The sequence below is a fragment of the Rhodococcus sp. NBC_00294 genome (assembly GCF_036163995.1).
GTDB lineage: Bacteria > Actinomycetota > Actinomycetes > Mycobacteriales > Mycobacteriaceae > Rhodococcoides.
Genome location: NZ_CP108043.1, coordinates 504155 through 522900, shown reverse-complemented (window position 1 = coordinate 522900; position 18746 = coordinate 504155). Strand labels below are relative to the sequence as shown.

The following is an 18746-nucleotide window of genomic DNA, read 5'->3' as shown; positions in this document are numbered from 1 at the left end:
GTACCGTCGAGTCATGATCGAACGGCTGAGGACGACGGTGACACAGGTGGCCGAGGCCGCACTGGGAATCGTGGGGGTTCGGGTGGGTACCGAGGAACCACCCCACACCACCGAGTCGCTCACGGGGGCGGTCGAGATTCGCCGATACGAACCCCGGATCGCGGCGGAGACCGTCGTGGACGCCGACGAGGAACGCGCCCGTAACGAAGGCTTCCGCCGGCTGGCCGGGTACATCTTCGGGGGCAATCAGGGACCCGACAGGATCGCGATGACGGCTCCCGTTGGGCAGTCGGCGTCGCGCGGGCAGACCATCGCGATGACCGCACCCGTGTCGCGCGCCGCGAGCGACGAGGGATGGGTCGTCCGGTTCTTCATGCCGTCGCGATGGACGATGGACACTCTGCCGGCGCCGAAGGACGATCGGGTGCGCCTGGTGGAGGTGCCGGCCGAGACGGTGGCGGTGCTGCGGTTCAGCGGTGACCGCGGTGCGCAGGCCGTGGCCGAGCGCACCACGGAGCTGCTGGAGATCCTGAAGTCCCGCGGCATCGACACGACCGGCGAGCCGATGTCCTGGTTCTACGACCCGCCCTGGACGGTGTCGTTCCGCCGCCGCAACGAGATCGCCGTTCCTGTCTCCCGATGATCAGACACTGAAGCGGATCGTCTGTCCCGGCGCACACTGCGCCGCGGATCCGAGATCCGCCGACGCCACGACGGCGATCACCGGGTAGCCGCCGGTCACCGGATGGTCGACGAGGAACAGCACCGGCAGTCCCGACGGCGGCACCTGCAGTGCACCGGTCACCATGCCCTCGCTCGGGAGTTCGTCCTCCCGCGATCGCGACAGTGGCTCGGCGCCCTGGAGTCTCATGCCGACGCGGTCCGAATCCGTCCGCACCGTCCAAGGTTGGGCGAGCAGCAGGTCGAGCGCGTCGTCGGTGAACCGGTCCGCGCGCGGGCCGGGAATCACCCGCAGGGTCGTCCGGTGCTCGAACGGGTACGGATTCACGTCAGCCCGAGGCCAGTCCTCGGCGTCGTGACCGATCGGCAGCAGGGCGCCGGGCGCCACTCGCTCGGGTCCGATACCGGACAGGGAGTCGGTCGATCGGCTCCCCAGAACCCGGGGCACGTCGATGCCGCCGCGGACGGCGACGTACGTGCGCAGTCCCACCGGTGCCCAGTCGAGGCGGATCTCTGCGCCCGACCCCACCACGACCACGGCGCCGTGCCCCTGCGGTACGCCGTCCACCGTGAACGGGGTCGGAGCCCCCGTGACCGCCAGAACCACCTCGGTGCGTGCGCGCAGCACCAGTCCGCCGAGCGTCACCTCGAGCGTCGCGGCGTCGATCATGTTCCCCACCAACCGATTCGCTGCGTCGTGCGAGCGTCGATCGGCAGCGCCGGACGTGCCGACGCCCAGCGAGGACCACCCGGTGCGTCCGCGGTCCTGCACCGTGGTGAGCGGCCCGGTCGCCAGTACCTGGAGCATCACGTCACCGCGCGGAACTGCACGCGCGTGCCGGGCGCGAGCAGCGCGGGGTCGTCCCGGTTCACGTCCCACAGCGCCGCGTCGGTGCTGCCGATGATCTGCCACCCGCCGGGCGACGAGGTCGGGTACACCCCGGTGTACTCGCCGGCCAGCGCCACGGATCCCGCCGGCACCGAGGTGCGCGGATCGGCGCGGCGCGGGATCGACAACGGATCGGATCCGACCAGGTAGGCGAAGCCGGGGGAGAAGCCGCAGAACGCGGCGGTCCACACCTGACCGATGTGTACGGCGACGATGTCCAGTCCCGTTGTCGCACAGACCTCGTCGAGATCGGGCCCGTCATATCGGACGTCGATCGTGATCGTCTCACCGGAGCGGCCGAGCACCTGCGCCGGTGGCGTCTCGCGGAGCCACGCCGACACCCGTGCGGGTTCCGCGTCCTCGGTGAGGATCACCAGCACGGTGGCGGCGGCGGGGATCATCTCGGCGATTCCCGGGTGCCCGACGGCCCACCCGGCGTGGTGCGCCGCGACCGTGCGGACGTCGTCGAGATCGACCAGCAGGGCGCGGTCGCCCGCCGGGGCGATCCTCACGACACGAACGGGGTCAGGGTGACGCCGTTGCGGGACAACACCGCACGCACGGCCAGGGCCATGTCCACCGCGGCGGGGGTGTCGCCGTGCAGGCACACCGAGTCGGCGTTCACCGGCACCGTCACCCCGTCGACGGAGTCCACGACACCCTCGGTGACCATCCGCAGCACGCGTCGTGCCACGGCGTCGACGTCGGACAGGACCGCACCGGGGTCGCGGCGGGAGACGAGGGTTCCCGCTGCCGTGTAGCCGCGATCGGCGAACGCCTCGGTGACGGTCCGCAGGCCCGCCCGCGCGGCGATCTCGAGGAAGGCCGAGCCGGGCAGCCCCAGGACGGGCAGGCCGGGGTCGTACGCGGCGACGGCGTCGACGACCGCCTGTGCCTGTACTCGGTGGTGCACGATCGTGTTGTACAGCGCTCCATGTGGTTTGACGTACCGCACGCGTCCGCCGACGGAGCGGGCCAGGCCGTCGAGAGCCCCGATCTGGTAGATCACGTCGGCGCGCAGGTCCTCCGCGGTGATGTCGAGGAAGCGCCTGCCGAAGCCCACGAGGTCCCGGTACCCCACCTGGGCGCCGATACGCACGTCGGACCGGACGGCGTCGGCGCACGTCCGCAGCAGCGTGGCCGGATCACCCGCATGGAAGCCGCACGCGATGTTGGCGCTGGTGACCAGACGCAGCATCGCCGCGTCGTCACCGAGCGTCCAGGTGCCGAAACCCTCGCCGAGATCGGAGTTCAGATCGACCATCCACAAGAGCGTATCGGGTCAGGCGTGGACGACGGTGCGGGACGGTGTGCGTCGACCGACCGCCCGGCAGACGAGGTAGATGACGAACGAGATGGTGGTGACGAAGGTCGAGACCGGCACCCCGGGAGCGAGCGAGAGAAGGATGCCGCCGACGGCCGCGACCTCGGCGAAGAGAATCGAGAGCCACGTCGCCGTGACGGGGTTGGCGGTGACGCGGGACGCCGCTGCCGCGGGCGTGATGAGAAGCGAGAGCACCAGCAGGGCGCCGACGATCTGGACGCCGAGCGCACACGCGACACCGACGAGGATCGCGAACACGATGGACAGCAGTCGCATCGGTACGCCGCGCGCCTCGGCGCCCTCGGGATCGGTGCTGGCGAACAGCAGGGGCCGGTAGACCACGAAGAGCACGACGATGACGACGAGCGCCACCGCGAGCAGCAGGCCGAGACCCGTGCTGCCGACACCGACGATCTGCCCGACCAGCAGCGAGAAACTGGTGCCGGTGCGGCCGGGATACGCCCACAGGAAGAGCACCGACAGGCCGAGCCCGAAGCTCATGATGACGCCGATGACGGAGTCGCGTTCGCGCGCACGACGGCCCAGCAGGGCGAACAGGACGGCCGCGATGACGGATCCCAGGATGGCGCCGACCCCGACGGCCAACCCCACCAGCAGCGCCGCGGACGCACCGGTGAGGGACAGCTCCGACGAGCCGTGGACGGCGAACGACCACTGTCGGCTGACGATGAGGGGGCCGAGCGCCCCGGCGAGAACACCGAGGATCGCCGCGGCGATCAGCGCCTGCTGCACGAAGTCGTAGGTGAGGAGATCGGCCGTCGTACCGAAGTCGAATGCCTTGCTCAGGGCGTCGAGAACCTTGTCCATGCCTACTCCGACTCGTCCACGTGGTGCATGCCGCCGGCGCTCCCGAGGGCGTCCATGGCGTCGCCGGTACCGACGACCACCAGCCGCCCGCGGACGCGCAGGACCTCGACGTCGGTGTCGTACAGCTCGGAGAGCACCTCGGAGGTCATCACCTCCTCGGTGGTGCCGATGCGGAACTTGCCGTCGACGAGGTAGACCACCCGGTCGACGATCGGCAGGATCGGGTTGAGCTCGTGCGTCACGAACACCACCGAGGTGCGGTGCGAGCGCCGACGCTGGTCGATCAGGTGCGCGACGACCTGCTGGTTGGCGAGGTCGAGGCTCAGCAGCGGTTCGTCGCAGAGCAGCACGTCCGGATCGCCGACGAGTGCCTGCGCGACGCGGAGCCGCTGCTGCTCACCGCCGCTCATCTGCCCCAGCGGCGCGTCGGCGAACGCGTCCGCACCGACCGAGGCGACGGCGATGTCGACGGCCTCGCGACGAGCGTGGCGCCCACGGAAGCCGATGCCCCAGCGGTGTCCGTCCCACCCCAGGCCGACGAAGTCGCGCCCGCGCAGCGGAACGCCCTCGTCGATGGCCTTCTGCTGGGGGATGTAGCCGACGGAGGATCGACCGCCGGCGATGGTCGCGGTGCCGGCGGTGAGGTGGGCCTGCCCGAGCAGCACCTTGAGGAGCGACGTCTTGCCGGAGCCGTTCGGGCCCAGCACGGCGACGAACTCGCCCGGTGCGACCTCGAGGTCGAGATCGGACCAGAGCACCCGGTCGCCGTAGGCGAGGGTGGCTCCGGTCAGTCGGACAGCGGTCACACGACCCCCAGCGCGTCGGCGAGATCCTGCGCCGCCGTGCGCTGCCAGGAGACGTAGTCCTGCCCTGCGGGCAGGGTCTCGGTGACCTCGACGACGCGGATGCCGTTCTCCTCGGCGATGCGGCGCACGTCCTCGGTCACGGCGTCCTCCGTCTGGATGTTGTAGACCAGCACGTCGACGCCCTTGCCGGTGAACAGGTCACGCGTCGCGGCGACGGCGGCGGGCGAGGGATCGTTGCCCTCCTCGATCGCGTCCTCGAAGTCCTCGGGGGTCTTGTCGTCCACCCCGGCTCCTTCCAGCAGGTAGTGCGCGATCGGCTCCGTCTGCGCGACGGGTGCGCCCGGATTCTGCTGGGCGATGCGATCCGTGATGTCGGTGATCTCGTGGATGTCGTCGTGGAACGCCTCGGCGTTCTCGGTGTAGTACGCCGCGTTGTCGGGGTCGACCTTACCGAGTTCGGTGGCGATCGACTCGGCGGTGGCCGCCGCGATCTCCGGGTCGTACCAGACGTGCTCGTTGGTCTCGCCCGAATGGTCGTGGGCACCCGCCTCGTCGGCGTGGTCGGCGTCGTCCGCGTGCCCCTCGAGCAGCGAGTACGCGTCGACGGAGGGCACGTCGCCCGCGGAGCCGAGCACGTCGTCGACGAACTCGTCGTAGCCGCCGCCGTTGTACACGACGAGCGAGGCCTCGGACAGTGCCGCGGCGTCGCCGGGGCTGGCCTCGTAGGAGTGCGGATCCGCGGACGGATCCGAGATGATCGCCGTGACGTCCGCTCGGTCTCCGACGACGGCCTCGGCGACCGAGCCCCACACGTTCGTCGACGCGACGACGGTGGGCCGACCGGACTCGGCCGTCGCGGTGTCGTCGGAGCTGCATCCCACCAGGGCGGTCGCCGTCAGGGCGGTCATACCCAGGGCGGTGACGAGCGTACGGAGGGGAATTCGGGCGGGTGCGTACACGAGGGGTGCTCCTGGGTCGGTCGAACGTTATCGTTAATGGAAACCGTTGTCGTGACCTTACCGCCCCACCACCCCGACGGCGAAACCGTGCCGGAGCCGACGTGCGCGACCCCGACCGGATACCGTCTCTTCATGGCGAGGTCGACGGAACCGCGACGGATGGCCACGCTCGCGTCGCTGGCCGCCGAACTGAACGTCTCGCGCACCACCGTGTCCAACGCCTACAACCGCCCGGACCAGCTCTCACCCGAGATGCGGGAACGTGTGCTCGACGCGGCCAGGGCCCGCGGTTATCCGGGGCCCGATCCGGTCGCCCGCTCGCTGCGCACCCGGCGCGCCGGTGCGGTGGGGCTCGTCCTCACAGAGGCGCTCAGCTACTCGTTCTCCGATCCCGCCGCCGTGCAATTCCTCACCGGCCTCGCCGAGTCGTGCGAGCGGGCCGGACGCGGTCTGCTGCTCATTCCCGCGGGGCCCGCCTCGACGCCGGAGGACGCCGCGGCCGTCGTGCAGCAGGCGGGGGTCGACGCATTCGTCGTCTACTCGGTGTCCGACGACGATCCGCACCTGACGGCGGTCCGTGACCGTCATCTGCCGACGGTCGTGTGCGACCAGCCTCGGGACGCGGAGGACACCTCGCTCGTCGGAATCGACGACAGGGTGGCGATGCGACGGATGGCCGAGGAGGTGCTCGCGAGGGGCCACACTCGCATCAGCGTGGTCTGCATGCGGCTGCGCCGCGACCGGCACGACGGACTCGTCGATCCGGAACGCCGGAGCGGCATCACCTTCCATGTCCAGCGCGAGCGTCTCGCCGGCATCCGCGACGCGATGATCGCGGCCGGCGTCGATCCCGACATCGTGATCGTCGAGCGCTTCGACCACACGCGGGAGGCCGGACGGTCGGCGGCCGCCGAGGCGCTCCGGGCGGCGCCGGACACCACCGCGCTGGTGTGCACGTCCGACGTGCTGGCTCTGGGTGCGCTCGATCACTGTGCCGCGCAGGGTGTCTCGGTACCCGAACAGATGTCGGTCACCGGTTTCGACGGCGTCGACGAGGCGCGCCGCATCGGCCTGACGTCGGTCCAGCAGCCGGTCCTCGAGAAGGGTCGGCTCGTCGGTGAGATCGTGCTGGGCGTCAGCCATTCCGGGGTGGACCGGACCGAGCACCTCCCGACGCATCTGCTCGCCGGGGTGACGCTCGGCCCGGTGCGGACCGGCTAGCGGGCCAGTAGCTGTGCGCAGCGCAGCAGGCCGAGGTGGCTGTAGGCCTGCGGGTGGTTGCCCAGCGAGCGCTCGGCCACGGGGTCGTACTCCTCGCTCAGCAGGCCCGTCGGGCCCGCCGCGGCGACGAGCTGGGTGAAGAGCGCTTCGGCCGGAAGTCGCTGCCCGATCAGAAGATACGCCTCGACGAGCCAGGCGGCGCACAGGTGGAACCCGCCCTCGCCGCCGGGGAGGCCGTCGTCGTGGTGGTAGCGGTACACCGTGGCGCCGCTGCGCAATTCGGCCTCGGTCGCGGTGACCGTCGCCGCGAAGCGCGGGTCGCTCGGATCGATGAGACCGGACAGGCCGATGTGCAGGGTGGCCGCATCGAGATCGGTTCCGCCGTACGCGGCCGTGAAGGACTGCGCCTCGTCGCTCCAGCCCTTGTCGAGCGCCTGACGACGGATGACGTCACGCAACGTGCTCCAGCCGAGTTGCGCCTCGCGGCCGTACGCCTCGGCCAGGGTGATGGCGCGATCGACGGTGAGCCAGCACATCACCTTGGAGTAGACGTGGTGGCGCGGGTTGCCGCGGATCTCCCAGATGCCGTTGTCCGGCTCGGACCAGCGTCGCTCGACGGCGTCGACCATGGCGCACACCAGGTCCCAGTCCTGATCGGTGAGCACCTCGGCGTTCGCGGTGACGCCGCTCGCGGTGCGGGCGCGGGCCAGTGTCGCGATGAGATCGACGATGGGTCCGAAGACGTCGAGCTGCACCTGCTGGTTGGCCGCGTTGCCCACCCGCACGGGGCGGGATCCCGCGTACCCGGGCAGGGCGTCGATGACGGCCTCCGGAGGCAGCGACTGCCCCCACAGCGTGTAGAGCGGGTGCAGGCGTTCCGGTCCGGGGACGGTCTCGAGCACGTCGTGCACCCAGTGCAGGTAGTTCTCCGCCTCGGACAGCGAGCCCAGGGACACCAGCGCGGACGCCGTCAGGGCCGCGTCGCGCAGCCAGCAGTAGCGGTAGTCCCAGTTGCGGACACCGCCGATCTCCTCGGGCAGCGACGTCGTGGCCGCGGCCATGATCGACCCGGAGTCGGCGTGCACCAGGCCGCGCAGGGTGAGCGCGGACCGCTTCATCAGATCGGGCTTGAGCTGGGGGAGGGTCAATCCGGCCGCCCAGTCGTGCCAGTAGGACTCGGCCTCGGCGCGACGCTCGGCTTCGGGCACCTCGGACGGGCCCAGATCCGACGTCCCGCAGCGCAATTCGAGGATCACGGGACCGGTGGACGGATCGATCTCCGCCCGCGCGGTCTCCTGGCCGTGCTCGCTGGTGACGGTCCAGGTGATGCCCGGCGCGCGCAGCACCATCGGGTCGTTGGTGCCGAACACGCGGAGGCCGTCGTCCTCGGCCTCGAGCCGGACGCGTGCCTGCCCGAACTCGGGGCGCGGCGCGAACGTGACCACGGCCTTCGCCTTGCCGGTGATCACGCGGGTGAAGTCGGTGCGATCGCTCGGCACGTCGTGCGCGAGGTAGTCGTCGACCTGCAGGCTGGCCCAGCGGGTCTGCACCGTCATGGTGCTGTCGATGTACTGCTGGCTCAGCGGGAGGGACGGACGCAGCGGGCCGACGGTGAAGTGGCCCGCCTCGTCGCCGCCGAGCAGGTGTGCGAAGACGGCGGCGGAGTCGGGTTCGGGGTGACACAGCCACGTGAGGCCGGCCTCGGGCGTCAGGAGTGCCACCGATCGTGGGCTCGCCATCATGGTGAGACGCTCGATGCGCGGGGCGTCCGCACCGGAGAGCCAGGTGCGGCGCTCCTCCAACAGGAACGCGAGCGCCGCGGCCACCTGCTCGAGGGTGTCGACGCGGTAGCCGGCGAGCGACTCACCGTCGCCGACCTTGACGCCGATGTCCGGCCCGTGCAGCCGTCGGAACGCCTTCTCGTCGGTGACGTCGTCGCCGAAGAAGACGGCGGCGGAGGCGCCGCCCTGGTGCCGCAGGATGTCGAGGGCCTGGCCCTTGTCGGTCGCGATGACGGCGAGCTCGATCACGGACTTGCCCTCGGTGACCTGCACGCCGTCCCAGGTGGCTGCGCCCGCACGGACCTCGTCGAGGGCGCGCTGTCCGGCCTCGGGGTCGGCGTTGCGCACATGCAGAGCGGCGCTGGCGGGCTTGGTCTCGACGCTGATGTTCGCGCCGCGGGACGCGACCGTGCGGAGCTCGGCGACCACGCGCTCGAGCAGTGCCGTCGCCTCGCCGCCGAGCTCGGTGACGAAGCCGGCGTCGAACTCGGACCCGTGGCTGCCCACGAGCTGTACCTCGACGGGCAGGCGGGAGAGGATCGCCAGGTCACGCAGCGCGCGCCCCGAGATCACAGCAGCCTGGGTGCCGTCGAGACCAGCGAGAGCGCGGAGTGCGCGGACCGATTCGGGCAGCGGAAACGCCTTCTGCGGGTCGGAGACGAACGGCGCCATGGTGCCGTCGTAGTCGGAGGCGACCAGCAGTCTCGGCACCCGCGCGACGCCGACGAGGGCGCGGCGAAGGTCGAGGGGGAGGTCCACAGCGCTCACAGCGCACGACCTGGACGGTGACCGGGGCTTCTCACTCGGTCAAACCTAGGCGACGGGGGCCCTGCTCGCCTCATCGGGGAGAGAGGTCCGAGGAGCGGCCGCGAGGGTGTCTGTGACTCGCGATGACTGGAAATCGTGTGTCACGACTATTCGCATTAACTTTTTGGACGATTGTTCGTAATGTAATACTGAGAGCGTGACGTCGCATACGAGGCGAACAACGAGGAGCGTCATGTCGAAGCCCGTCCAGTTACCCGAGCCGATTGCCACGACGTGGGAGTGGCAGTTGAACGGATTGTGCCGCGGTATGGATTCTGCCGTCTTCTTCCATCCGGAAGGTGAACGGGGACATAAGAGAACAGCCCGCGAGGAGCAGGCCAAACGGGTCTGCGAGCAGTGCCCCGTGCTGATGCGGTGCCGTGATTACGCGGTGGCCGCCGGTGAGCCGTACGGCGTCTGGGGTGGTTTGTCGGCGCCCGAGCGGATGCTGGGAAATGCGCTTTCCGATCAGCGCGCAATCGGTTGAACAGATGAATTCACGGTGATCGAAAACTGCATGAAGCTTGAATTGGTGGACATTATCCGACGCGGTGCCTGTACAGCGTAAAGCTCTTCGGGTGTTCCCCTCGGACGGTGCCCGGTCTACCGTGATTCGCATGTGCCGAAACATCACCGAACTGCGCGGGCTCGAGCCTGCGGCGACGGACGAGGAGATCGAGGCGGCCGCGCGTCAGTACGTGCGCAAGGTCAGCGGACTCCGCACACTGTCGGACGCGAACCGGGACGCCTTCGAGACCGCCGTGGCCGAGGTCACCGCGTCGACCACCCGGTTGCTGAGCGTGCTCCCGCCCCGCAAGCAGCCGCCGCAGACGGTGCCGCCGCTACGCCGCCTGGCGCACGCGCACCCTCACTGACCCAGGGGATCGTGCTGGACGTTCTGCATCGGCGTCCCCACCTTGCGCAGTGCGTACAGGGTGGTACGCACCATCGACGGTGATCCACACACCTGGATCTGCCGATCGGCCCACGATCCGAACCGCGTGACCACCTGCCCGAGCTTGCCCACCATGGTGTGGTTCATGCCCGGCGGGAATTCGCGTGCCGGACCGGGCCGCCACCACGGCTCCTCGGGCTGCTCCACGACTGGCACGATGGTGAGCCACGGGTTGGTGCGTGCCAGGTTCCACAGCGTGTCCAGGTCGTAGAGGTCGCTCGGATACTCGCCGCCCACGAACAGATGCACCCGCGGATTACGGCTCCGCATCGCCATGTCCATCAGCTGCGCACGCAGGGGGGCGATGCCGGTGCCACCCGCGATCATGAGCACGTCCTCGCTGCCAGGCGACGTGTCCACACTGAGTCCGCCCAGCGGCGGCCCGAGCAGCCAGCGGTCGCCCACCGTGGTCTCCGAGACGATGGCCGGACTCACCCAGCCGGCCGACACCCGCCGGACGTGGAACTCGATGCCGCGGTAGTCGTTGGGTGCGATCGCGGGGGAGAGGTACCGCCACATCCGTGGACGCTGCGGGATCTGCACGCTGAGGTACTGGCCGGCGGCGAAGGGAATGTCGGCGTCCGTCTGCAGGCGCACGATCGCGAGATCGTCGAGCACGCGATGGTGCTCGACCACCGTCGCTCCCCAGTACGGCGGCAGGTCCTCGGTGTCGGCCCCGACGGCCATCGAGTTGCAGATCATCGACACCACGCGGCGCCACGCCGCGTCGGTCTCGTCTGTCCAGACGTCCGGGTCCGCCGTGGTGCGGAACGCGTCGACCAGCGCGTTCTGGGCGGCGAGGAAGTGCGCGCCGGTCAGGCCGTGCTTGCGGTGGTCACGCCCGAGTTGATGCAGGAAGGGCAGGAAGTCGCGGTCGTCGAGGTGCCGGACGACGTGGTCGACGGCGCGCAGGAGGCGGTGCCGCTGCTGATCCATGGCGGCGGGGAAGAAGCCGCGGAAATCGGGGTACTCGGCGAACAGCCGAGCGTAGAAGGCGCCGGCCACGGTGTCCGCGCCGTCGTCGGACAGCGCGGAGGCAACTCCGGCGCGCACTCGCGCCAGGGCCTGCGGGTCCAGCAATGGGCACCTTCGATAGTCGTGGCGGGTGACGGGTTCGTGCGCGAGTGGTGTGTCCGAGAGTAGTGGTCGTGTCCTGTCACGGCCAGCGCGCTGGGCGGCGCCCTCCTGCGTGGTGCGGCGTCAACAAACTTGAGCGGAATAGACTCAAGTCGACTAAGGTTGTTCTCGTCGACACACCCGTTCGACCCGAAGGAAGGTGACCGGTGGACTCGTTCACTCCCACCACGAAGACCCAGGCAGCGTTGACCGCTGCACTGCAGTCGGCATCCGCAGCGGGCAACCCGGACATCCGGCCGGCTCACCTGCTCGTCGCACTGCTCGACCAGACGGACGGCATCGCCGCGCCGTTGCTGAAGGCTGTCGGCGTCGACCCGAGCGCGATCCGCTCGCAGGCGCAGACTCTGGTGGACCGTATGCCGTCGGCCACCGGCTCCACCACCCAGCCGCAGCTCGGACGTGACGCGCTGGGCGCGATCACCGCCGCTCAACAGCTGGCCACCGAACTCGACGACGAGTACGTCTCGACCGAGCACCTGGTGGTCGGACTCTCGACGGGCGATTCCGATGTCGCGACGCTGCTCCAGAGGAACGGGGCGACACCGGCGGCTCTGCGCGAGGCGTTCACCACCGTGCGTGGCAGTGCCCGCGTCACGAGCCCGGACCCGGAGGCGACGTACCAGGCTCTGGAGAAGTACTCGACCGACCTCACCGAGGCCGCACGCAGCGGCAAGCTCGATCCGGTCATCGGTCGCGACACCGAGATCCGTCGTGTGGTGCAGGTGCTCTCGCGCCGTACCAAGAACAACCCGGTGCTCATCGGTGAGCCCGGCGTCGGCAAGACCGCGATCGTCGAGGGCCTCGCGCAGCGCATCATCGCCGGCGACGTCCCGGAGAGCCTGCGCGGCAAAACCGTCGTGTCGCTCGACCTGGGATCGATGGTCGCGGGCGCCAAGTACCGCGGTGAGTTCGAGGAGCGGCTCAAGGCCGTGCTCGACGACATCAAGAACTCGGCCGGCCAGGTCATCACGTTCATCGACGAGCTGCACACCATCGTCGGTGCGGGCGCGACGGGCGAGTCCGCCATGGACGCGGGCAACATGATCAAGCCGATGCTCGCGCGTGGTGAGCTGCGGTTGGTGGGCGCCACGACGCTCGACGAGTACCGCAAGTACATCGAGAAGGACGCCGCACTCGAGCGCCGGTTCCAGCAGGTGTTGGTCGGTGAGCCGTCCGTGGACGACGCGGTCGGCATCATGCGCGGCCTCAAGGAGCGGTACGAGGTGCACCACGGTGTGCGCATCACCGACTCCGCCCTGGTCGCCGCCGCCACACTGTCGGATCGCTACATCACCTCACGGTTCCTGCCGGACAAGGCCATCGACCTCGTCGACGAGGCCGCGTCCCGCCTCCGCATGGAGATCGACTCGCGTCCGGTCGAGATCGACGAGATCGAGCGTGTCGTGCGCCGACTCGAGATCGAGGAGATGGCGCTGGCCAAGGAGACCGACGACGCGTCGAAGACCCGTCTCGAGAAGCTGCGCGGTGAGCTGGCGGACAGCAAGGAGAAGCTGGCCGAACTGAGCACGCGCTGGCAGAACGAGAAGAACGCCATCGATTCGGTGCGCGACCTCAAGGAGCAGCTCGAAGCGCTGCGCGGCGAGTCCGAGCGGGCCGAGCGCGACGGTGATCTGGGCAAGGCCGCGGAGCTGCGCTACGGACGCATCCCGTCGCTGGAGAAGGAGCTCGCGGAGAAGACCGCGGCCACCGTTCCCCAGGGTGACGTGATGTTGAAGGAGGAGGTCGGCCCGGACGACGTCGCCGACGTGGTCGCGGCGTGGACCGGTATCCCCGCGGGCCGGATGCTCGAGGGTGAGACGGCGAAGCTCCTCCGCATGGAGGACGAGCTGGGCAGGCGTGTCGTCGGTCAGGACGACGCGGTCCAGGCCGTGTCCGACGCGGTGCGCCGCGCTCGTGCCGGGGTGTCCGATCCGAACCGGCCCACCGGGTCGTTCCTGTTCCTCGGACCGACGGGCGTCGGCAAGACAGAGCTCGCGAAGTCGTTGGCGGACTTCCTGTTCGACGACGAGCGTGCCATGATCCGCATCGACATGAGCGAGTACAGCGAGAAGCACTCGGTGGCTCGACTGGTCGGTGCCCCGCCCGGATACGTCGGGTACGAGGCCGGTGGTCAGCTGACCGAGGCCGTGCGTCGTCGGCCGTACACGGTGGTGCTGTTCGACGAGGTCGAGAAGGCGCATCCGGACGTGTTCGACATCCTGCTCGCCGTGCTCGACGAGGGCCGTCTGACCGACGGTCAGGGCCGAACGGTGGACTTCCGCAACACGATCCTGATCCTCACCTCGAATCTCGGTGCGGGTGGCGACAGGGACCATGTGATGGCGGCGGTGCGTAGCGCATTCAAGCCGGAGTTCGTGAACCGGCTCGACGACGTGGTCGTCTTCGACGCCCTGAGCGAGGAGCAGCTGCAGTCCATCGTCGACATCCAGCTGCTGCAACTGCAGCGCCGCCTGTCGACTCGTCGACTCACGCTGGACGTCACGCCATCGGCCCGGTTCTGGTTGGCCGTACGGGGTTACGACCCGCAATACGGCGCCCGGCCGCTGCGTCGACTCATCCAGCAGGCCATCGGCGATCAGTTGGCCAAGCTGTTGCTGGCGGGCAAGGTCGTCGACGGTGACACGGTCACGGTGGACACGTCGGAGGACGGTGCGACGCTCGAGCTGAGCTGAGATCGACGCGTCAACCGTGCACGTGAACATCGATCGTCCACTCGGGCAACGGGTCCGGATAGCCCCTCCAGGCGTCCGGACCCGCTGTCACCTCCGCGTCTGTCAGCAGTGCGGTGTCGAGAAGGTCACGAACCATGTCCGGGCGTAGTCGTACTCCGATGACAACGATTTCCTGGCCGGCCGGAACGTCGATCTCCGACCACGGTTGCGCACCGTCGATGGTGAGGTTCGGGCCCGCTTGCGACCACACCGCCGCCCGGTCCGGTCGCGACGCGATCCAGCAGAAACCTTTGCTTCGCAACACATCGTGCAACCGGTCGAGTGTTCGGTTCAAGCGCGTGGGGTGGAACGGCCGGTCGGCGGTGTAGACGAAGCTCGAGATGCCGAACTCCTCGCTCTCCGGCACGTGGGTGCCGGTGAGCTCGTCGTCCCAGCCCGGGGCGAGTAGCGCGGCCTCGGGGTCGTAGAGACCGGTGTCGAGGATTCGGGCGGGGTCGATGACCCCGTTGATCGTGCGCACGACCTCGGCGCGGGGATTGAGCCGTCGCACGGCGGCGTCGGTGGCTCCGGCGAGAGCGTCGGAGACGAGGTCCGTCTTGCTGATCAGCACGATGTCGGCGAACTCCACCTGGTCCACGAGGAGGTCCGAGATGGATCGTTCGTCACCCTCGGCGACATCGAGCTCACGGTCGTCGAGTGTGTCGCCGCGGGAGATCTCCGTGAGGAAGGTGGAGGCGTCCACGACCGTCACCATCGTGTCCAGGCGGGCCAGGGTGCCGAGGCTGACGGGCGCATCGCTCTGCGGCTCCAACCCTCGGGGCTCGAAGACCCAGTCGAACGATGCCGCGACGGGCATGGGCTCGGAGACACCTGTCGATTCGATCAGCAGGTAGTCGATGTCGCCTGCCGACGCCAGCGTGCCCACGGTCTCGATGAGGTCGTCGCGAAGCGTGCAGCAGATGCAGCCGTTGGTGAGTTCGACCAGCCGCTCCTCGGTGCGGACCAGCGTGGTCGACCCGGTGACCGACCCGTCGATGAGCCTCGCGTCGATGTTGATCTCGCTCATGTCGTTCACGATGACCGCGACACTGAGACCCTGCCGGTTCGCGAGCACGTGTTCCAGGATGGTGGTCTTGCCGGCGCCGAGGAAGCCGGACAGGACGGTGACGGGGAGCAGAGGGGCCATGCCGTGATGATAATCATTGTCATCAAGCAGTCGGGTGGGGGGTGTCCCTCACGAGCAGTTCCGAGGCGGGTGCGGGGCGGCCGAGCAGGTATCCCTGCACCAGATCCGCTCCCACCTCGCGCGCCGTGGCGAGTTCCTCGGCGGTCTCCACGCCCTCGAAGATGCAGACGGCACCGATCTCCCGCGAGAACGTGACGATGCTGACGGCGGCGGCACGACGCATGGGGTCGGTATCGATGCCGCGCACGATCGAGGCGTCGAGTTTGACCACGCCGGGACGCAGTTCCACCAGTTGGCGCAGACCCGAGTAGCCGGTTCCCACGTCGTCCACCGAGATGAGGACGCCCGCCGAGCGCAACATCTCGACGGCGACGCCCATCCCGTCGTAGTCGTCGATGCGGTCGTGTTCGGTCACCTCCACGATCCAGCGCCTGCCCCTGTCACCGCGCCCGATCAGGTCCGCGGCGAGATCGCTGGACAGGATGGTGTCCGCCGAGGTGTTGACCGCCACGAAGGCGCCCGATGGCAGCACGCTGGACGCGGTGATCGCCGCGTGGATGGCACTGAGTTCGAGGTCCACGCGCAGGCCGACGGTCGACGCGTCGGTGAACCACGTCTGCGGTGAGCCGTACCCGTCGGGGAATCGCGACAACGCCTCGTAGCCGACGACGGCTCCCGTGTCGGTGGTGCAGACGGGCTGGAAGACGATGCTCGGGCCGCCCGACGCGATGAGCGCCGCGATACGGTCGCGCAGGTCCGCCGACGCGGACGCCCGACTGGCGTGGCGACGCTGCATCGTCGCCTCCGCACGCGTCATCAGGTGGTGCAGCGTGGTGCCCACGTCGGCATGCGGGTCGACGGTCTCCGCCACCGAGCCCGTCAGGACCGTGACCGGTGCGCTGCGCAGAGGGGTGCTCTCGAGTCCGGTGGCCAGATCTCGCATCGCGCGATCGGCGGAACCGTCCGGGCCGACGAGAAGCACACACAGGAACTGCGAGGTGCTCAACCGTGCCGCGACGGCGTCCGCCGGAGCCTCGGTGGTGAGCCGCTCGGCGATCTCCTCGAGCACCTCCCGGCCCGAGCCGCGGCCGAAACGCTGCTCGACGTCCGCGAAGTCGGCGATCTCGACGAAGACGCCGAGAGCGGTGCGGCGACTCTGCACGGACTGCGATTGCGACGTCACCCGGTTGTAGAGCCCGCGTCGCGTCAGCAACCCCGTGAGTGGATCGCGTTGCGAGGCCTCGACCTGTCGGCGGAGGTAGGAGACGTACATGCGGATGACGAAGGGCGTGGCGAACATGCTCATCAGCGCGAGCGTGCGTGACAGCACGAGCCAGATCTCCGTGCCCTGCTCGACCGAGACGGCGGCGAGCACGACGAGCAGGCCGCAGGAGAAGGCGACATGCAATGTGAGGGTGAGGGTGTCGGTGAACGCCGCTGCGAACAGGGAGACCAGCACCAGTACGGCGCATGCCGGCATCGACAGGAACGCGGAGTCGTACATCGTCACGACGGTGAGCACGCCCACGTCGGCGTAGACGACGTAGGCGGTCTCGAAGTGCCTCGGACGCGTGGTCGTGAACCAGGCGACCGCGACGGGAACGGTCGTGGCGGAGAACAAAAGTATCCACACCGCGCCGCCCGGTCGGAGGGCGTCGGAGGGCAGGAGCAGCAGGCCGGCGAAGCCGACGAGCACCGTGATGCCCGCGATGACGGCGCGAGATCGTTCTGCTGGTCTCGGCGTCAACGCGAGAAACGACAGAACCGGATCAGGACTGATCCGCTGTGATCTCACGACGACTCGTTTCGACGGTCTGCGGCGCCGGAGTGCGCTGGGAATCAGCACACTCCGACGTCAGACTACCGGCGGCGAGTTCGTGCTGCGGCCAGAACCGAGTCGGCGGCGGGCTTCCACGGCATGCAGATCGCGACGGCCACGGCGCACGCCAGGCACGCGGACACCGTGACGTACGAGGCGAACTGGAATCCCTCGAGGCTTGCGGACTTCATCGCCAGAATCAGTTCCGCCTTCTGCTGTTCGAACAGCGACGGCGTGGGACGCTTCGCCATCTCGATCACCGCGATGACGGTTTCGGACGCGAAACCCTTCTCGCCGTCCGTCATCAGCGACGAGGGCACCGCATCGACCAAGGGGGTGACCCGCGCGGAGTAGACCGAGGCGACGATCGAACCCAGTACCGCCACACCGAGTGTGCCGCCGATCTCGCGTGTCGTGTCGTTGACCGCCGACCCGGCGCCTGCGCCGTCCAGGTCGACCGCGGACATGATGGAGTCGGTCGCGGGTCCCTGGACGACGGCCAGTCCCAGCCCCATGAGGACCATCGACAGCAATACCGGGCCGACATAGGGCGTGTCCACGGTGGTCTGGCCGGCGATGGCCATCCCCGTGCTGACGATGAGCAGTCCCAGCACGATGACGGCGGTGGCACCGAAGCGCTGAGCGATCAGCGTGGCGATCGGTGCGCCCACACCCACGGCCACCGCGAACGGCAGTGAGTGCAGGCCGAACTCGAGCGGTGAGTACTCGCGGACGCCCTGGAAGTACTGGGTGATCATGAACAGGAAGCCGAACATGGAGAAGTAGCCGACGGCGATCGACAGGGCCGGGAGCGAGAAGCGACGGTTCGCGAACAGAGTCAGATCGAGAACCGGAGCGGCCGTGCGCTTCTCCCACGCGAGGAAGCCGGCGATCGCCACGGCGGAGAGCGCGTAGCCGGCGAGGGAGGTGGCCGACAGCCATCCGCGATGCGGGGCCTCGATGATCGTCCACACCAGTGCCGTGATCGCCACCAGTGAGGACACGAGTCCGACGACGTCGAAGCGGCCGACGTGCTCGGCGCGCGACTCCGGGACCAGAACCCGAGCGGCGAGGGCCACGACGAGTGCCACGGGCACGTTGATCCAGAAGACCGAGTGCCACGAGAAGTGTTCCAGCAGATAGCCACCCGCGGTCGGACCGATCGCGATGGCGAAGCCGGCCATGGCCGTCCAGGCGGCGATGGCCAGTGCCTTCTCACGTGGGTCGGTGAAGATGGTGATGATCATGGCCAGCGTCGCCGGGAACACTGCCGCCGCGAAGACGCCCATGACGGCGCGTGCCGCGATGACCTGGCCGAGGTCACTCGACAGCGCCCCCACCACAGACAGCGCCGCCACCCCGAGCAAACCGATGATCATGACGCGGCGGCGTCCGTACCGATCGCCGAAGTGCCCGAGCGCCAACAGGAAGCCGGCGAACGTCAGTGTGTAGGCGTCGACCACCCACTGCAGGCCGGACATCGAGGTCTGGAGCTCGACGCCGATGGACGGCAGCGCGACGTTGACGATGGTGTTGTCGAGGACCACCAGCAACTCGGCCGCGCAGATGACGAGGAGCGCCAGCGCGCGGCCTCGCCCTGACAGCGAGGTGGTGGGTGGTGCCTGATGCAGTGCCATGGAACCCCGCTCCGTCGGTTCTA

General features: G+C 69.1%; 16 protein-coding genes. 5 read left to right on the top strand and 11 right to left on the bottom strand.

Annotation, left to right across the window (positions count from 1 at the left end; all coding sequences use genetic code 11):
• The first annotated feature begins 13 nt into the window (after positions 1-13).
• Positions 14-643 (top strand): SOUL family heme-binding protein, encoded by a 630-nt coding sequence (locus OHB23_RS02420; protein ID WP_328810801.1) that lies wholly within the window; start codon positions 14-16, stop codon positions 641-643.
• On the opposite strand, the gene OHB23_RS02415 is transcribed toward OHB23_RS02420, so the two are convergent.
• The 6 genes from OHB23_RS02415 to OHB23_RS02390 are packed head-to-tail and all read right to left on the bottom strand — an operon-like array spanning position 644 to position 5436.
• Positions 644-1489 carry a biotin-dependent carboxyltransferase family protein gene (locus tag OHB23_RS02415; RefSeq protein WP_328810800.1) on the bottom strand — a complete coding sequence of 282 codons (846 nt, stop codon included), beginning with the start codon at positions 1487-1489 and terminating at the stop codon, positions 644-646.
• A complete protein-coding gene (locus OHB23_RS02410; RefSeq protein ID WP_374197690.1) occupies positions 1489-2076 on the bottom strand; it encodes a 5-oxoprolinase subunit B family protein in 588 nt (195 codons plus the stop codon). The genes OHB23_RS02415 and OHB23_RS02410 overlap by 1 nt, the downstream gene beginning before the upstream one ends.
• A gap of 2 nt (positions 2077-2078) precedes the next feature.
• A complete protein-coding gene (locus tag OHB23_RS02405) occupies positions 2079-2834 on the bottom strand; it encodes a LamB/YcsF family protein (protein WP_442973012.1) in 756 nt (251 codons plus the stop codon).
• Positions 2835-2852: 18 nt separating this feature from the next.
• Positions 2853-3722, bottom strand: coding sequence for a metal ABC transporter permease (locus OHB23_RS02400; protein WP_027506439.1), 870 nt, complete (start codon positions 3720-3722; stop codon positions 2853-2855).
• A gap of 2 nt (positions 3723-3724) precedes the next feature.
• Positions 3725-4528, bottom strand: coding sequence for a metal ABC transporter ATP-binding protein (locus tag OHB23_RS02395; RefSeq protein WP_222633162.1), 804 nt, complete (start codon positions 4526-4528; stop codon positions 3725-3727).
• A complete protein-coding gene (locus tag OHB23_RS02390; protein WP_328811573.1) occupies positions 4525-5436 on the bottom strand; it encodes a metal ABC transporter solute-binding protein, Zn/Mn family in 912 nt (303 codons plus the stop codon). Before OHB23_RS02390 ends, OHB23_RS02395 begins: the two co-directional genes overlap by 4 nt.
• Before the next feature lie 183 nt (positions 5437-5619).
• On the opposite strand from OHB23_RS02390, the gene OHB23_RS02385 reads away from it, so the two are divergent.
• Positions 5620-6708, top strand: coding sequence for a LacI family DNA-binding transcriptional regulator (locus OHB23_RS02385; RefSeq protein ID WP_056444302.1), 1089 nt, complete (start codon positions 5620-5622; stop codon positions 6706-6708).
• On the opposite strand, the gene otsB is transcribed toward OHB23_RS02385, so the two are convergent.
• Entirely contained in the window at positions 6705-9257 is a 2553-nt protein-coding gene (gene otsB / locus OHB23_RS02380; RefSeq protein WP_328810798.1) for a trehalose-phosphatase, read from the bottom strand. The two genes, OHB23_RS02385 and otsB, sit on opposite strands and share 4 nt — an antisense overlap.
• Before the next feature lie 232 nt (positions 9258-9489).
• On the opposite strand from otsB, the gene OHB23_RS02375 reads away from it, so the two are divergent.
• Complete coding sequence (locus OHB23_RS02375) at positions 9490-9783, top strand: WhiB family transcriptional regulator (RefSeq protein WP_027506434.1); 294 nt, start codon at positions 9490-9492, stop codon at positions 9781-9783.
• Between the two features lie 130 nt (positions 9784-9913).
• Positions 9914-10171 (top strand): DUF2277 domain-containing protein, encoded by a 258-nt coding sequence (locus OHB23_RS02370; protein ID WP_027506433.1) that lies wholly within the window; start codon positions 9914-9916, stop codon positions 10169-10171.
• Here OHB23_RS02370 and OHB23_RS02365 read toward each other — a convergent pair.
• On the bottom strand, positions 10165-11328 hold the full coding sequence (locus OHB23_RS02365) for a globin domain-containing protein (RefSeq protein WP_027506432.1): 1164 nt from the start codon (positions 11326-11328) through the stop codon (positions 10165-10167). The genes OHB23_RS02370 and OHB23_RS02365 overlap by 7 nt on opposite strands.
• Positions 11329-11534: 206 nt before the next feature.
• Here OHB23_RS02365 and clpB point away from each other — a divergent pair, with 206 nt between their 5' ends.
• Complete coding sequence (clpB, locus tag OHB23_RS02360; RefSeq protein ID WP_328810797.1) at positions 11535-14081, top strand: ATP-dependent chaperone ClpB; 2547 nt, start codon at positions 11535-11537, stop codon at positions 14079-14081.
• A gap of 10 nt (positions 14082-14091) precedes the next feature.
• Here the strand turns inward: clpB and OHB23_RS02355 are convergent, their stop codons facing one another.
• The 3 genes from OHB23_RS02355 to OHB23_RS02345 all read right to left on the bottom strand — a co-directional run bounded on the left by OHB23_RS02355 (position 14092) and on the right by OHB23_RS02345 (position 18723).
• Entirely contained in the window at positions 14092-15267 is a 1176-nt protein-coding gene (locus OHB23_RS02355) for a GTP-binding protein (protein ID WP_328810796.1), read from the bottom strand.
• Between the two features lie 22 nt (positions 15268-15289).
• Positions 15290-17062: an EAL domain-containing protein gene (locus tag OHB23_RS02350; RefSeq protein WP_328810795.1), complete on the bottom strand. Its 1773-nt coding sequence runs from the start codon at positions 17060-17062 to the stop codon at positions 15290-15292.
• A 65-nt stretch (positions 17063-17127) separates the two neighbouring features.
• Positions 17128-18723 (bottom strand): MFS transporter, encoded by a 1596-nt coding sequence (locus tag OHB23_RS02345; protein ID WP_037186303.1) that lies wholly within the window; start codon positions 18721-18723, stop codon positions 17128-17130.
• Between the last annotated feature and the right edge of the window lie 23 nt (positions 18724-18746).

Bases quoted from the DNA above. Each gene is read 5' to 3' on its own strand.
- OHB23_RS02405 (WP_442973012.1), bottom strand. From the start codon at position 2,834: ATGGTCGATCTGAACTCCGATCTCGGCGAGGGTTTCGGCACCTGGACG.
- OHB23_RS02385 (WP_056444302.1), top strand. From the start codon at position 5,620: ATGGCGAGGTCGACGGAACCGCGACGGATGGCCACGCTCGCGTCGCTG.
- OHB23_RS02355 (WP_328810796.1), bottom strand. From the start codon at position 15,267: ATGGCCCCTCTGCTCCCCGTCACCGTCCTGTCCGGCTTCCTCGGCGCC.
- OHB23_RS02390 (WP_328811573.1), bottom strand. From the start codon at position 5,436: ATGACCGCCCTGACGGCGACCGCCCTGGTGGGATGCAGCTCCGACGAC.
- OHB23_RS02345 (WP_037186303.1), bottom strand. From the start codon at position 18,723: ATGGCACTGCATCAGGCACCACCCACCACCTCGCTGTCAGGGCGAGGC.
- OHB23_RS02400 (WP_027506439.1), bottom strand. From the start codon at position 3,722: ATGGACAAGGTTCTCGACGCCCTGAGCAAGGCATTCGACTTCGGTACG.
- OHB23_RS02370 (WP_027506433.1), top strand. From the start codon at position 9,914: ATGTGCCGAAACATCACCGAACTGCGCGGGCTCGAGCCTGCGGCGACG.
- OHB23_RS02420 (WP_328810801.1), top strand. From the start codon at position 14: ATGATCGAACGGCTGAGGACGACGGTGACACAGGTGGCCGAGGCCGCA.
- OHB23_RS02375 (WP_027506434.1), top strand. From the start codon at position 9,490: ATGTCGAAGCCCGTCCAGTTACCCGAGCCGATTGCCACGACGTGGGAG.
- OHB23_RS02415 (WP_328810800.1), bottom strand. From the start codon at position 1,489: ATGCTCCAGGTACTGGCGACCGGGCCGCTCACCACGGTGCAGGACCGC.